The organism is Paenibacillus chibensis (genome assembly GCF_004001045.1).
Classification (GTDB): Bacteria; Bacillota; Bacilli; order Paenibacillales; family Paenibacillaceae; genus Paenibacillus_AQ; species Paenibacillus_AQ chibensis.
In genome coordinates this window covers 64,991-79,858 of the sequence record NZ_BIMK01000005.1, presented here as the reverse complement: position 1 = coordinate 79,858, position 14,868 = coordinate 64,991, and the positions used below count along the sequence as shown (strand labels likewise).

At 53.1% G+C, this 14,868-nt stretch carries 11 protein-coding genes; 5 read left to right on the top strand and 6 right to left on the bottom strand.

The annotated features are described in order from the left end of the window. Positions 1 to 2: 2 nt before the first annotated feature. Complete coding sequence (locus tag PCH05_RS05400; protein ID WP_127601342.1) at positions 3 to 887, bottom strand: carbohydrate ABC transporter permease; 885 nt, start codon at positions 885 to 887, stop codon at positions 3 to 5. 146 nt (positions 888 to 1,033) lie between these two features. Next, positions 1,034 to 2,308 (bottom strand): ABC transporter substrate-binding protein, encoded by a 1,275-nt coding sequence (locus PCH05_RS05395; protein WP_246049371.1) that lies wholly within the window; start codon positions 2,306 to 2,308, stop codon positions 1,034 to 1,036. Between the two features lie 415 nt (positions 2,309 to 2,723). On the opposite strand from PCH05_RS05395, the gene PCH05_RS05390 reads away from it, so the two are divergent. Beyond that, positions 2,724 to 3,662, top strand: coding sequence for a glycoside hydrolase family 113 (locus PCH05_RS05390; protein ID WP_127601522.1), 939 nt, complete (start codon positions 2,724 to 2,726; stop codon positions 3,660 to 3,662). Beyond that, entirely contained in the window at positions 3,662 to 4,864 is a 1,203-nt protein-coding gene (locus tag PCH05_RS05385; protein WP_127601340.1) for an AGE family epimerase/isomerase, read from the top strand. Before PCH05_RS05390 ends, PCH05_RS05385 begins: the two co-directional genes overlap by 1 nt. Positions 4,865 to 4,966: 102 nt before the next feature. Here the strand turns inward: PCH05_RS05385 and allC are convergent, their stop codons facing one another. Further along, on the bottom strand, positions 4,967 to 6,181 hold the full coding sequence (gene allC, locus PCH05_RS05380; protein ID WP_127601339.1) for an allantoate deiminase: 1,215 nt from the start codon (positions 6,179 to 6,181) through the stop codon (positions 4,967 to 4,969). Between the two features lie 274 nt (positions 6,182 to 6,455). On the opposite strand from allC, the gene PCH05_RS05375 reads away from it, so the two are divergent. Then, positions 6,456 to 7,778, top strand: coding sequence for an NCS2 family permease (locus PCH05_RS05375; RefSeq protein WP_127601338.1), 1,323 nt, complete (start codon positions 6,456 to 6,458; stop codon positions 7,776 to 7,778). A 24-nt stretch (positions 7,779 to 7,802) separates the two neighbouring features. After that, positions 7,803 to 9,575, top strand: coding sequence for an adenine deaminase (gene ade, locus PCH05_RS05370; protein WP_127601337.1), 1,773 nt, complete (start codon positions 7,803 to 7,805; stop codon positions 9,573 to 9,575). A 206-nt stretch (positions 9,576 to 9,781) separates the two neighbouring features. On the opposite strand, the gene PCH05_RS05365 is transcribed toward ade, so the two are convergent. The 3 genes from PCH05_RS05365 to PCH05_RS05355 all read right to left on the bottom strand — a co-directional run bounded on the left by PCH05_RS05365 (position 9,782) and on the right by PCH05_RS05355 (position 14,139). After that, positions 9,782 to 10,855: a LacI family DNA-binding transcriptional regulator gene (locus tag PCH05_RS05365; protein ID WP_127601336.1), complete on the bottom strand. Its 1,074-nt coding sequence runs from the start codon at positions 10,853 to 10,855 to the stop codon at positions 9,782 to 9,784. 75 nt (positions 10,856 to 10,930) lie between these two features. Then, a complete protein-coding gene (locus PCH05_RS05360) occupies positions 10,931 to 12,229 on the bottom strand; it encodes an ABC transporter substrate-binding protein (protein WP_246049370.1) in 1,299 nt (432 codons plus the stop codon). Further along, positions 12,226 to 14,139 carry a cache domain-containing sensor histidine kinase gene (locus tag PCH05_RS05355; protein ID WP_127601335.1) on the bottom strand — a complete coding sequence of 638 codons (1,914 nt, stop codon included), beginning with the start codon at positions 14,137 to 14,139 and terminating at the stop codon, positions 12,226 to 12,228. The genes PCH05_RS05360 and PCH05_RS05355 overlap by 4 nt, the downstream gene beginning before the upstream one ends. Positions 14,140 to 14,446: 307 nt before the next feature. Between PCH05_RS05355 and PCH05_RS05350 the strand changes: the two genes are divergently transcribed. Further along, positions 14,447 to 14,866, top strand: coding sequence for a hypothetical protein (locus PCH05_RS05350; RefSeq protein WP_127601334.1), 420 nt, complete (start codon positions 14,447 to 14,449; stop codon positions 14,864 to 14,866). The last annotated feature ends 2 nt before the right edge of the window (positions 14,867 to 14,868 follow it).

The following is a 14,868-nucleotide window of genomic DNA, read 5'->3' as shown; positions in this document are numbered from 1 at the left end:
CCTTAAGCCCTCCCCCTGTTCAAGAAATACCGCTGCACGCCCAACACGGCAATGACGATCACCAGCAGCACGACGCTCATGGCAGATGCCAACCCATAGTTATTGAACTGGAACGCCGTCTCCAGAATTTTCATGACGAAGGTTTCGCTCGCTCCTGCCGGGCCGCCATGGGTCAGCACGAACGGAATATCGAACACCTCGAGCGCCCCGGTCACTGTCAGGAAGAGGTTCAGCTCTATGATCTGATATATGTTGGGAAGCGTAATGCGGGTAAAGGACTGCCAGCCGCTGGCACCGTCAATGGCCGCCGCTTCATAAATGTCTTTGGGAATCGACTGCAGCGCAGCCAGGTACACCACCATGTTAAAGCCCATGAAGCGCCATAGCCCGATCGAGGCAAGCGTGTAGTTCACGAAGGATTCGCTTCCGAGCCAGCTCGTTTCGGATGGAAGGCCTAACGCTCCGAGCAGGGTATTCAAGGAACCTTGCGTCGTATCAAATACATATCCGAACAGATAAGCCACGGCAACACCGTTCAGAATATAGGGCAAAAATAACAGCAGCCTGAAAAACATTTTTCCTTTCAGCTTGCTGTTCAGCAGGACCGCAAAATAGATCGCTAGGATGTTCTGAACAATCCCCACAACGAAGTATGCCAGATTATGCTTAAACACGCCGAAAATTTCCGGATTGGAAAAGACCTCTCTATAATTCTCCCATCCGATCCATTGTTTGTCCGGACTGAGTCCATCCCAATTGGTAAAACTGAGCCGTATAAGCTCCAGGGCCGGATAATAGGCAAAGGTAAGCAGCAGCAGCAGCGGCATGATGATAAACAAAATCATGACGATGGTCTTCTGCTTGCGAAACGAAAGATGGCTGAGCATGGTATCCCTTCCTCCTACATGAATGATGGCTGCACCCCGCGCAAACAGACCAGCCGCGCAGCTGCCGGGCATCTATCCGACTAGCCGCAGCGGCATGTCCGTTGCGTTACAAACAGCGATCGGTTGTCTTTATCCTCAAGCGAGGATTACTTGCCTAAGCTCTTCTTCGCCTTCGCCCAGGCGGCGTCGTACTTGTCCAGCACCTTCTGCGGATCCTTGCTCAATACGAACTCCTGCACCATGGCCTGCTGATCGATTTGGGCCTTATTTTGAATCGCCGTTGCCGTATCATCCCCGAAAACAGCCTCCAGGAACTGCGGTTTGTAATTGTTAAACTCCGCCAGCTGCGGCAGCTTCGGTTCTTTGTTTTTCAGCACCGGGATGAATCCGGCAAAATCCTCATACCCAGAATCCTCCACCATCCATTGAATGAATGCTTTTGCAGCCTTCACATTGCCGTTTTTGTTGACAGCGTAGAAAAAGTCCGGATTCAGAGGAGCCTTATATTGCCCGGAGTTGTCCGCCGGGAACGGGAAAAAGCCGATATCCTCTGAAGCAGCTCCATTGTCGATGACCTGGTTAATGACCCAGTTGCCGAGCAGGTACATCGCCATTTTGCCCTGCGCAATATCCTTTTTGGACTGCTCCCAGTTCGTGGAGTTAACGTCCTTCTCAAGGTATCCCTTCTGCTGCAGTTCACGCAAAATGCTCCACGATTTGCCGTATTCATTGTCCATCGTATATGGCGTATCGGTTTCGGCCCGTTTCATCTCATGATCCGTTTTACCACTGATAATGGATGGAACGTCATACACCCAGGTATCGAGCGGCCATTTATCCTTGAAGTTGGAGGCTAGCGGCACGATGCCGGCATTCTTCAGCTTTTCGCAAAGTGCCAGGAATTCATCGTAGGTCTTCGGCATTTCAGTGATGCCCGCTTTCTCGAACGCCTTCTTGTTGTATACGATCCCTACGGTCGAGGCGCCGGAAGAAACACCATACATTTTGCCATCCAATACTTTCGCATCCTTGAAATAAAGATCTCCCGAGAACTGGATGTCATCGAGCGGCTCAAAATATTTCGGAAGGTCTGCGTTCGGAATGGTCGGAACAAACAGCACATCCGGATATTGACCGGAGGAAATACGAATTTTCGCGTTCTTGTCATAATCGGTAATCGCTTCGAACTGCAAATCCACATTCGGATATTTCTCTTCAAAGCGTTTTTTATAGTCGTCATACTCCTTGCCGATCATGTCCGTACGGTTTGTCAGGAAGACTAGCTTGCCGCTGGGGCCGTCGTCTTTGGCGCTGCCGGTATCGGTCGTTTCCGTTTTTTTGTCCGAACCTGCCGTATCCGCTCCATTTTTTCCCTTTGTCGCATTGTCTTGGCCGCCGCACGCAGCCAATGCTGTTATCATTAAACACATAATCAATGATAACGAAAATAGTTTCTTCATGAACTTCCCCTCATTTCTTTATTGTTAGCGTTTACAAATTTGATTATAGAGGATGTAAATATGCTAAAAAATGGTCTACATTTTTATTTCTGGTCTTACATTGTCATTAATAACAAAAAGCTAACTTTTATTTATAAAAATGTTTTTACAGAGCCTAATACTTCTATTCATTGTGTTTTTTATTTGCAATGACGTATTCAAACTGAAAAATAGCACTTTATTTTTCCATTAAATTTAAAATGTTGCTATATTTTCAGATTCGTATTATAAAAAATATAAGAAGTTATCATAACAAAATAAATTATATACTAACAATTTATTTGGAGAAGAGGCGTTTGAAGTGCAATCACAACAACGATTCGGTTATATCGCGGGGATGACCTGGGGATGGACCGGCATTCGCGGTACATGGAGTACGCCGGCGGCAGAGCATTCCATGAAGGAGATGAAGCGCACGCTGGGGGTCAATTGGACGGCCATCGCGCTCGGAGCGCTTCAGGATACGGCGCAGTCTACAGAAATCCGTTTTGAAAAGGAGCCGACCGTCACCGACGGCGAAGTCAAACAGGCGATTCGTGAAGCGAAAAGGCTCGGGCTCCGCGTCTGTCTGAAGCCTGTTGTCAACTGTGCGGACGGCACATGGAGGGCCCACATCAATTTCTTCGATATCGACGTGCCTTGCGAGCCGAAATGGTCCGACTGGTTTTCCTCTTATACCCGCTTCATTCTTCACTATGCGAATATAGCCGAAGAAGCCGGATGCGACATGCTGTGCGTCGGCTGCGAGATGGTTCAGACCGACCGCCGGGAAAAGGAATGGCGCCAGCTGATCCAGGAGGTACGCAAGATTTATTCCGGTCTCATTACGTATAACTGCGATAAGTATCAAGAGGAGCAGGTCCGGTGGTGGGATGCCGTGGATGTGATATCGTCTAGCGGATATTATCCCGTTGGAGCCTGGGAGGAGCAGCTCAACCGGATTGAGCCGGTAGTGAAGAAGCACGGCAAGCCCTTCTTTTTCATGGAAGCGGGCTGCCCCAGCCGCACCGGCTCCAGCCAAATCCCGAATGACTGGGGACTGGCGGGAGACCCCAGCGAAGAAGAGCAGGCCGAATACTATGCGCGGATGTTCGACAGCTGCGGACCGCGGGGCTGGATTTCCGGTTTTATGCTATGGGATTGGCCTGCCTCGCTTTATTCGCCTGATGCAGCCGCCGCTAATGACGACTATTGTCCATATGGCAAACAAGCCGAGCGGATCATTCGCGGATTTTACGAGACCAAAACGCATTTGTCGGAAGGAGGCCTTGCCTGATGCACGCTGAAACAAAGCCAGCCGCGACATGGAAATCCAGGCTGAAACAGGAGCTGACCGACGGCATTCTCGGATTCTGGATGAAACACGCGCCGGATGAGACGCACGGGGGATTTCTCGGCGAAATTATGCCGGATCTTACGGTGACCCCGCAAGCCGACAAAAGCCTGGTGCTGAATACCCGCATCCTATGGACGTTTGCGGCGGCTTACCGCCTTGATGGGGTGGAAGCTTACCGGCAAACCGCGAAGCGTGCGTACGACTACCTCCTTCGCTATTTCGTGGACCGTGAGCACGGCGGCATGTACTGGATGCTCCATGCGGACGGCAGCGTATCCAATGATAAAAAACAGGTGTACGGGCAAGCCTTTGCCATCTATGCTTTGTCGGAGTATCACCGGGCGACCGGGCATGAGGAGGCCCTCGAGCTTGCCGTCGACCTGTTCAGGATGCTGGAGAAGCACAGCTACGACGCCGTGCATAAAGGGTATATCGCAGCCCTGTCACGGGAATGGCAGCCAACAGAAGATTTCAGCCTGAGCGATCAAGACCTGAACGAGCACAAATCGATGAATACCCACCTGCATGTGATGGAGGCTTACACCAATCTGCTGCGCGTGTGGCAGAGCGAACAACTCCGGCGAACGCTGGCCGAATTGATTGAGGTGACGCTGGATCATATCGTCCATCCCGACCGAAGCCGTTTCCTCTTGTTCTTCGACGAGGCTTGGGCGTCCAAATCAGATCATATTTCCTATGGCCATGATATCGAAGGCAGCTGGCTGCTGGTCGAAGCTGCTGAAGTGCTCGGGGATGCTACGCTTCTCAAGCGTGTTAAGCAAACGGCAATCGCCATGGCGGAGCATGCGCTGGCGTGCGGCGTCGACCCGGATGGAGGCATGGTGAACGAAGCGGACCCCGCGGGGGTTATCGATGCCCGAAAGGATTGGTGGCCGCAGGCGGAAGCGATGGTCGGCTTCTACAACGCGTATCAACTGACCGGCCAAAACCGGTTCCGCGATGCATCCTACCGCTCCTGGCAGTTCATCGAAGCAAGCCTCATCGACCATGAGCATGGCGAATGGTTCTGGAACGCCGACCGGGACGGGCGTCCGAACCGATGCCAACCAAAGGTCAGTGCCTGGAAATGCCCGTACCACAACGGCCGCGCTTGCATGGAAATGCTGGAGCGGCTCGGTTAAGGACTCCCCGGAAACGGCCCTCCGCCAAGAGGGCCGTTTCTGCTCCCAAGACACAAAAAAACCAATCCCCGGAGAACCAGGAATCAGCACTTTATGATAGCTCTAGTAGGCGAGCCGATACAGTAAATCCATCAAAACGCGAACGCCATCCTCAAGCTGCTCCGGCTCGGTATATTCCAGAGGCGAGTGGCTGATGCCTCCGCGGCTTGGGACAAACACCATTGCCGTACGGCAGTGCGCAGCAAAAATCTGCGCGTCATGCCCCGCGCCGCTCGGCATCCGCCGGTAAGACTGCCCCTGCTGCTTGCAGATTTCCTCAATCGCATCGGTAAGCGCCTTATCCATAGCGATCGGCGCAACATTCATCCAGCGCTCCGTATCGGCCTGCATCCCCATACAATCAGCAACCCGCTGAACGGTTGCCACCAGGCTCTCGCTCGCCACTTGCAAGGCCTCCGCATCCGGATGGCGAATGTCGATCGTGAAGATGACCTCTCCGGGAATGACGTTAGGCGTGTTCGGCACCAGCTCCATCTGGCCAACCGTCGCTACAAGCGGCGCCCCAAAGCGCTCCGTTTCGTTCATGATGTCCACGATCATTGCGCTTGCCGCCCGGACCGCGTCCTTGCGGTAAGCCATCGGCGTCGTGCCCGCATGATTCGCCTCCCCGTGGACGCGCACCGTGTACCGATGCAGGCCCACGATTTGTTCCACAATCCCGATCGACCGTTGCTCCCGCTCCAGAATCGCGCCCTGCTCCACATGAAGCTCGATGAAGGTGTCGATGTCCTGGCGCGGACCCCGGCCATGCGTTCCCGGTCCGAAACCCGCCTGGGCCATGGCTTCCATGAAGGACACGCCCTGCTGATCCCGGGTTTGTTCCATGGCCGTATAAGATGCCGTCCCTGTCATAAAGGTCGAGCCCCAATAGTTATAGGGAAAGCGGCTACCCTCTTCCTCGCAGAAAGCTACCGCCTCAATGCTTTTCTTCGGGGCACCGTACCGCTCGCGAAGCCGAGACAACGCCGTGATTGCGGCGACGATACCATAAGCGCCATCATACTTGCCTCCATGCTTCACCGTGTCGACATGCGACCCTGTTAAAATACACGAACGTTCCCCTCCGGTACCTTCCAGCCGTCCGAACAGGTTCCCCGCATCGTCGTAGAAGGTCAGGAGCCCAAGAGTTTCCATCTCCCCCTTTAAAGCTTCCTGCGCCTCCTTCCAAGAGGGCGTATATAAAAGGCGGGTCACCCCGCCGTCCGAATCGCTGCCAAAGCTGCCTAACCATTGAATCCATTGCTCTACCGTCTGCATACCGCTTCGCTCCCATCTCTGTCCATCATGCTGATTTCTGTCCATATCAACTCTGCTTCTATACACCATATCACTGAATATGTAAAATTTCCACGGGCCATCCGGGGACCTTTACATCTCACGCTCCGAACCTTGTATCAACTGTAAATACGAACATTTTTGTTTGTTTAAATATACAAAGTTCGGATTTGCCTTTGACGGTTCCAAAAAACACATGTTATAGTTACAGGGCACAAGAACGTATATACAACAAGAAAAGGAGCTTCTTGCAATCATGGATAACACGAATTCATCTTGGTTAGATCGTTTTTTCAAGCTCAGCCAGCACAAGACGAATATCAAGACGGAAATTCTCGCCGGTCTGACCACCTTCGTTACGATGGCCTACATCATCGTGGTTCAGCCTGACTTAATGAAGGCAGCAGGCATGGATCAAGGGGCCGTCATGGTGACCGTGCTGCTTGCTTCCGGACTGTTCAGCATCATCATGGGCCTGTATGCCAAACGCCCGTTTGCCGTGGCGCCTGGCATGGGAGGAAACGCATTCTTTGCTTATTCCATTGTCGCAGCGGGACTCGCAACCTGGCAGCAGGGCCTCGGGATGATTTTCATCTCCGGCGTGCTCTTCCTGCTTCTGACGTTCCTTGGACTGCGTGAAACGATATCGCGAATCATTCCAAAAAACATTAAAAACGCTATTGGCGCAGCCGTCGGTCTGTTCATTATCGGCACCGGCTTCTCCAACGCCGGACTGATCGTACAAAACAAAACCGGAACGCTGACGCTCGGCAGCCTTCATTCCTCCACCGTTCTATTGTCCGTCATCGGTCTGGTCATCATCATCGGTCTGATGGCACGCAAATTGAAAGCTGCTGTATTCATCGGCATCCTGATTACCACGGTGATCGGCATTCCGATGGGTATTACGAAGCTGCCTCATTCCTTCGGGGACTTGTTCTCACTGCCGCCGAACCCGTCGTCCATCATGTTCCAGGCCGACATTCCGGGCGCGCTGCAGCTGGCGTTCTTCCCGCTCCTGTTCACATTCTTTACCGGGGAATTTTTCTCCACGATGGGTACCGTTCTCGGCGTAGGGGCGAAGGCAAACCTGCTTGATAAAGACGGCAACCTGCCTGATATCAAACGCCCGTTCCTGGTTGACGGCATCGCGACGCTTGGCGGCGCGTTGATGGGACAAACCACGATCACGACGTACATCGAATCCGCGAGCGGCGTCGAAGCCGGCGGACGGACGGGATTAACGGCGGTGACGACCGGACTCGTCTTCCTGCTGGCCCTGTTCATTACGCCGCTGATTCTGCTTATCCCTAGTGCGGCAACGGCACCGGCTCTGATCGTGATCGGCCTGTCCATGCTTGCGACGCTGAAGAATATCGATATGGAAGCTTGGGAAGAATCCCTTCCAGCGCTGCTTACCGTTATCGCCGCAGGACTTACGTTCAGCTTGGCGAACGGGATCGTATTCGGCATCCTGTCTTATGTCGTCATCAAAGTATTCATGGGCAAATTCCGTGACATTCATATCGGGCTCTGGATCCTGTGTATCCCGCTCGTTTACTACCTCTGGCTCAAATAATCTGGAAAAAGGAGACCTGACATCATGAACCGCAAACTTATAGCCGCAGCACGAGGCGATCATCCCTTGGACCTCGCCGTAAACAATATCCGTTTGGTAAACGTCTTCACCGGTGAGATCTATCCGGCAGCGATTGGCATTGTCGATGGCACGATCGTCCATGTGACGGAACCGGGAGTTACCCGCCTTGAAGCTAACCGCGAAATCGACGGACAGGGGCAATACGCCGTTCCAGGCTTGATCGACACACATCTGCATATCGAGAGCAGCATGCTGACTCCCGCCCATTATGCGGAAGTCGTACTGCCGCACGGCACGACTCTGATCGTGACCGATCCGCATGAAATCGGAAATATTCTGGGTGAGGACGGCGTGCGCTACATGGTTGATGCCAGCCGCGTGCTCGATCTGCGCGTCATGACACTAGCCCCTTCCTGCGTGCCTTCCGCTCCCTCCGTCGAAACGGCCGGGGCGGACTTCACGCCTGAAGTGATTGAACGCATGCTGGAATGGGAAGGCATCGATGGCGTCGCCGAAGTGATGAACTACCACGGAGTTATTCATGAAGATCCGCGCATGATGGGAATTCTCGAAGCCAACGAGCGCGCAGGCAAAATCCCGCAGGGACATGCCCCGACCGTCGTCGGACGGGAGCTGTCCGCTTATCTGGTCGCCGGTCCCGACTCGGACCATGAATGCCGCACGATGGAGGAAGCGATCGCCAAGCTGCGTGCCGGCATGATCGTCGACATCCGCGAAAGCTCGTTCTCGCTGAACATGGCTGAGATTTCCAAAGCCATCGTCGGCAAAGGCTATCTGCCTAACGTTACCCTGTGCACCGATGATGTGCTCGCATCGGATCTTATCGAACGCGGCCATATCAATCACGTAGTGGTCCGCGCCATCGAGGAAGGCATCCCCGCCGTCGATGCGATCCGCTACGCGACGCTGAATGCCGCGAACCGCCTGAACCGCAAGGATATCGGAGCCCTTGCTCCCGGCAGACTCGCGGATATCGTTCTGGTCGACGGACTGGAGACCATGAAGGTGTCCGACGTCTTTATCGGAGGTAAGCATATCGTTAAGGAAGGCGTGCTTATCGAGCGCCAGCAGCATTTGGAGCCGCCGGCAACCTATCTGCAAACCGTGCATCTTCCTGAAATTCATGCGGAGGATCTGCGGCTTACCGTCGAAGACCCGAACGCTTCCGAAGCCCGCGTCCGCGTCATTGAATATGATTTCGCTCCCGGCGTACCGACCGGCTTCATCGAAACCGTGCTCCCGGTCAAAGACGGACAGCTGGTGCCCGAAGCCTACGACGGCCATAAAGGCCCGCTTAATCGCGTTGCCGTCTGGCACCGTCACGGGCTGAACAACAATAAGGCGCTTGGGCTGCTCGCCGGCTTCGGCGTTATCGAAGGCGCGGTAGCCACGACGGTAGCCCATGACAGCCACCACCTGGCCGTGCTCGGCGTGAACACGGAGGATATGGTCATTGCAGCCAATGAACTCCGCAAGCGCAACGGCGGCATGATCGCCGTGAAGGACGGCAAGGTCATCGCTTTTCTGCCGCTTCCGCTCGCCGGCATCATGAGCCTTGAGGAAGGCGAAAGCCTTGCACCGAAAATCAGACAGTTCATCGACACAATCCAATCGGAAATCATGCCGGGCAAAAACCCGATTCATCGCATGATCGTCGTCACGCTTCCGGTCATTCCGAGAGCGAAAATCACCGATCTCGGCCTGGTTGACGTCGATAAGCAGCAGCTTGTCCCGCTCATCATCGAGACCAAATAAGCCGCGAATGTCGGTGAATACACCGACCGTTACCGCGGACTTATGACGAAATACCCTCACAATCCTATTTATAAAGCAATAGCACCCCTGAACCATTCAGGGGTGCATTTTTTTAGGGATTATTTCCGAATCGCGCGCTGGAACTGGCTAATGAAACCATTGACCCTTCGCGGATTAGTGAATCTCCTTCTATTTCTATTTTCCTTCTATTTTCCTTCGCCCAGGCTATCCGCAGCCGCTCCCGACGAATCCCGGTACACAATGTCGCCCGCAAGCAGGATTTTCTCCATCGGCTCCAGGGGATGTTCGATCCGCTCGAGCAGCTTCTGCACGGCACGGCGCCCCATCGCTTCCTTCGGCACATGCACCGTGGTCAGCCGCACGACGCTCTTCATGGAATCCTCGATATTGTCAAAGCCGGTCACCGACAAATCGGACGGCACCTTCAAACCCAGTTCATTCAATACATGCACAACCGTGACGGCAATGGAATCGTTAGCGCATACCAAAGCCGTCGGCATCGCTTTCGCTTTAAGCTTCCGCGATAACCAGCTTTTGACCTCAGCTTCGATATCGCCCTTCTCCAATTCCTGTAGTGCAAGCCCCTCCTGAACCGGCGCGCTCAGGCCATGTTCCTCCAGCGAAATCCGGAAGCCTGTATGACGGTCGCGGAAGCTGCGCGAGAAACGGTCACTCCCAATGAACTCCAGCTGCCTGTGGCCGATCCCGATGAGATAATTGGTGAGCTTGGCCATGGCGTCCATGTTATTGACGAAGACCGTATCCGAAGGAATCAGCGGGTCCTCCATATCGACCAGCACGATGGGCATGCCCATCCGATGCACCTCCAGCAGCAGCGGCGTGGAAATTTCTCCGACCCCGATCAGCCCGAGGATGCCTTCCGGATTCAGGATATGGACGAAATTATCAACGCTCTGCTCTGAAATGATAACCATGCCGAGGCCCATTTCCTCCAGACCGCCGGATATGCCTTCGACGATTCTCCCCCAATACAGGGACTCCTTGGTCTGGAATCGGATGTTGGGCATCAAGACAATTACCGACTGCTTATGGCCGTTTTTTGATGCCGGACGTTCTGTTTTCGGGCTTCTCATGTAAGCATTTTTTTGCGAAAAATAACCCAGCTGGGATGCCGCTTGAATGACCCGTTCCTTCGTTGTTTCATTGACGCCGCCCTTGCCGGAAAGCGCCTTGGAAACGACGAACTTGGATACGCCCAAATGGTCGGCGATTTGCTGCATCGTAATTTTTTTAGCCATGTCTTCCTCCACCGGTTCAGGGCCATACTCCGCATACAGCTCTTCTGGCCAATGTAGCGGACATTGCCCTGCCCTTTATATTTTCGAATCTTTGCGGGCCTGCTTCCATCTGCGGTTCAAGTCCCGGAAGGCCTCGCCCAGATCGGGGGCAGCGATCAGCTCCTGAATGTAATCCCCAGACCAGAAGGATATTCCCGCTTTATTCGCGATCTTCACGAATTCATCCGTTTGCTGCTTATTCTCGACAAATTCCGGTTTATACGACAAAAACTGCTGAAACTGCGGCAGGTTCGTTTGCTGCGTCGCGTCGACCGGCAGAAAGCCGGAGTCATTCACGTACCCGGATTCCTTGACGAAAAATTCAATCCACTTCCGAGCAAGCTCTTTATTGGCACTGAATTTGCTGACCCCGATGAACCAGTCAGGCGTCAGCGGCGCGTAGCGCTGCTTGCCGTTATCATAGGGAAACGGAAAAAAACCGATATCCTCGGGTTCCGCTCCGGCATCGATCACCTGCTGAATTGCCCAGTTGCCGAGAAAATACATCGCGGCTTCGCCGGAGGCAAGCTTGCTCTTGGATATTTCCCAGGTATTCGAAAAAAGATGCTCCTCTACATAGCCGCGGTTGATCAGCGTCTTGGCGATGCTGACCGCCTGTCCCCAGGAGTTATTCAACTGGAACGGCTCGTCGACGTTGACCATGTTATTCAACGCATCCCCGGAACCGTTCATGTAATTCACCATATTCTCCCCCCACTGCTGCAGGGGCCATTTGGCACCGTAATTCATGTAGAGCGGAATCACGCCAGCCGCTTTCAGCTTGGCGCATGCCTCGTAAAAAGCATCCAGCGTATGCGGGATCTCCTGTATGCCGGCTTTAGCGAAAGCTTTTTTGTTATACACGATTCCGATCGTGCTGCTGCCGGTGGCTATTCCATACCGCACTCCCTGGTAGGACTTGAAATCCGGAAATCGGACATGCGCGAACATCGATGAAGCCAGGGGCTCAAAATAACTCGGCAATTCTTTGTTGGCAATGCTGACCGGCAGCAAAAGCACATCTCCGATTTCCCTCGTCGACAGCCTCACCATAATGTCATTCGTATAATCCGTGAAGCCTTCGAATTCCACCTTTACCCCGGGATTTTTCTGCTCGAATCGCTTCGCGTATTTCCCCATGACGCCGCTTTCGATGAGATCCACGCGGTTGGTCATGACATGGAGTGTGCCGCCAGTCGGTCCCTTCGGCTCTTGTGTGCCTTGTTCCGGGGTCACATCCGGGTCTGATACCTTTGTGTCCCTGCATCCGGCGGCTGCTGGCAGACATATTAGAAGGACGGCTATCAGCATGATGCGCCTCCATTGTTTTCTCATCGCCCAATCCTCCCGTGAACATCCAGGCTACTCGCAAGCCTTGCCGGTTTACCCGGAAACGGCGGCAGCTCGATTACAACCTCGGTACCCGCTCCCGGACTGCTGAAAACCTTCATTCCGTAAGCACGCCCATAATGCAGGCAGATCCGTTCATGGACATTACGGAGACCAATGCCTCCGCTTCCTTCCATGCGGCGCGGCGCAGTCTTGGACTGCAGCGATTGATTCAGCGCTTCCAGCGTCCTATGATCCATGCCGCAGCCGTCGTCACGGATCTTGATACGCGTCATTCCGGATGTCATTTCCGCCTCGATCCAAATGTTCATTTTAAGCTTGAGGTCATCCAATCCGTGATAAACAGCATTTTCCACGATTGGCTGAAATAAGAGACGAATGACGGCATAATCCTTTAGCGGATCCGGCATGTCCAGATGAAGCTTGAACCGGCTGGGATAACGGTAATTCAGCAGCTGCACGTAATGGACCACATGATCCATCTCCTCGCGCATCGCAACCTCATCATGGATATGACCGCCAATGCTGTAGCGCAGCATTTTGCCCAGGATCGAGATCATGTCGGCCGCATCCGTGTCATCATTAAGCTCGGCGGTCATCCGGATCGTCTCGAGTGTGTTATAGACAAAATGAGGATTGATCTGACTCTGCAGCGCCTGCATCTCCGCCTCCTTCTTCTGACTCTCGATCTGGTATATATCTTCAATCAGATGCTGAATCCGGCTGAGCATGCGGTTGAATTGATTCCCAAGCTGGCCGATTTCGTCGCGGTGCTTGACCTTGAACTTGACGCTGAGATCGCCTGCCTGCACCCGCCGCATCAGCTCGATCATTTTCTTCATCGGCTTCGTAAATGCAAAGGATAGAATAATGGAGGCTAACAGCGCGATGCCGATGATGAACAATGTCGCCACCAGGGTTACGTTGCGGGTCACGTCCGCCTCTTTCGTCAATTCCTTTACCGGGATCCGGATAATGACTTTCCACTGCGTCTGCGGCGAGGTCGAGTAGATATACAGCTGACGCTTGCTGTCCACGGTGTCGTAGAAGCTCCCACTGCTCCCCTCGGCCTTCAGCACCACCGGATTTTCAGAGGCGTTGGTGGCCAATATTTTTCGCCCGCTGTCATATATCACATTTCCCTGCTCATCAATGATGAGCGAGGTGCCCCGGGTTACCTTATCCAGCTCCACCACCTGATCCTCGATGACGCTGATATTCGCGTCCACCGCGATCAGCCCGATGGGATTCAGCGAACGGTCGAGAATTTTGCGAACCACTGTAAACGCATACCGGTTGCTTTTAAGATTGCTGCGGTATTCTTGGGTGCTAAAGAGCATGGCTTCCCCATGCGTAACCGCCACTTTGTCCTTCCAGAGCGCATAGCTGTCCGCGATGTCCAGCCTAACCGCGCCATCCTTGCTGGAATAATAACCATTGCCGTATTCGTCGAAGATATAAACTGAATTCGCCCCTCGCTTGATATTGTTGATAAAAGCGATGTTTCCCTCGATGCCCCGCTGGATGGACAACTGCAGGTCGAAATCATTTGGAAACGCTTGGCTCCCCTCATCGCCCACGGCTTGACGCCTCTGCTCATGATATTCATTGGAGCGAACGAGATTCAGCTTAATATCGTCGATATAAGCCGGAATGGATGAAATCCGCTTCATGTCGTCGATGTAATCATCCACTCTCTCCATCATCTGTCCGATCATATTGCGGGAGTAAAGGACGGTATTTTCCTGGATCGACCGTGAATAGCTGTTGTAGGATATCAAGCTGATAATGGAGAGAGGAAGGATAATAATGATGATAAAAACCAGCAGCAGCCGCTTTTCCATACCCATGTCGCTCAGCCGCATGCGAGGGTTCAAACGCCGGTTTGCCTTCATCCCGAGGTTCTCCTTATGGCTTTAATAATAGAATCCAGTTATTCATTTGTTAGATAAAATATATAAATTATAATACGTCGGGGACTCCTTGTCTTGAGATGGCGCTTATCCCATTGGCATGATGAAAAAGTATTTTCTTACGTTCTTTGACTGATGCCATTATAACAAAAACATAACAATCATTGTATAAATCGTTCTATCTCTTTTCCGGGAAATGGAATGGATTGACAGCAACAATAAAATTCGTATACATTTGTATACAAATATGAATTGTATTCATTTGTATACATGATGAAGGAGTGATACGATGCGCGATGATCGCCAAACCGGTATACCGGGATCACGTGATGGTCAGGATTACGGAGGGCGCGGAGGGCGCGGAGGACACCATGGAGGGCATGGCAGACATGACCACGAGCGGCGAGGACGCAGGGAAGGCCTCGAGGAAGAACATGCACGCAGCTTCCAAAGTGCCCAGACCTTCCGCCGTGGACGCGTGCTCATGTTTCTGGAGCGACTGCAGGTGCAGCGGGACACGCTGATGCAGCAGCTCAAACTGCCGGAGTTTCAATCCATAGCCCCCATCATCACGGGCGAGCTCAAGGCTGTGGACCAAATGATGCAGGAATATATCCGAACCTTCGAGCTTCGCGAAATGGAAACACCGCCAGCCGCAGATCCGTCCACATCCGCTTCGTCCGGTCCCAATCACCAAGATGCGGAGTGAGG

Bases quoted from the DNA above. Each gene is read 5' to 3' on its own strand.
- PCH05_RS05400 (WP_127601342.1), bottom strand. From the start codon at position 887: ATGCTCAGCCATCTTTCGTTTCGCAAGCAGAAGACCATCGTCATGATT.
- PCH05_RS05395 (WP_246049371.1), bottom strand. From the start codon at position 2,308: ATGATAACAGCATTGGCTGCGTGCGGCGGCCAAGACAATGCGACAAAG.
- PCH05_RS05390 (WP_127601522.1), top strand. From the start codon at position 2,724: ATGACCTGGGGATGGACCGGCATTCGCGGTACATGGAGTACGCCGGCG.
- PCH05_RS05385 (WP_127601340.1), top strand. From the start codon at position 3,662: ATGCACGCTGAAACAAAGCCAGCCGCGACATGGAAATCCAGGCTGAAA.
- allC (WP_127601339.1), bottom strand. From the start codon at position 6,181: ATGCAGACGGTAGAGCAATGGATTCAATGGTTAGGCAGCTTTGGCAGC.
- PCH05_RS05375 (WP_127601338.1), top strand. From the start codon at position 6,456: ATGGATAACACGAATTCATCTTGGTTAGATCGTTTTTTCAAGCTCAGC.
- ade (WP_127601337.1), top strand. From the start codon at position 7,803: ATGAACCGCAAACTTATAGCCGCAGCACGAGGCGATCATCCCTTGGAC.
- PCH05_RS05365 (WP_127601336.1), bottom strand. From the start codon at position 10,855: ATGGCTAAAAAAATTACGATGCAGCAAATCGCCGACCATTTGGGCGTA.
- PCH05_RS05360 (WP_246049370.1), bottom strand. From the start codon at position 12,229: ATGAGAAAACAATGGAGGCGCATCATGCTGATAGCCGTCCTTCTAATA.
- PCH05_RS05355 (WP_127601335.1), bottom strand. From the start codon at position 14,139: ATGAAGGCAAACCGGCGTTTGAACCCTCGCATGCGGCTGAGCGACATG.
- PCH05_RS05350 (WP_127601334.1), top strand. From the start codon at position 14,447: ATGCGCGATGATCGCCAAACCGGTATACCGGGATCACGTGATGGTCAG.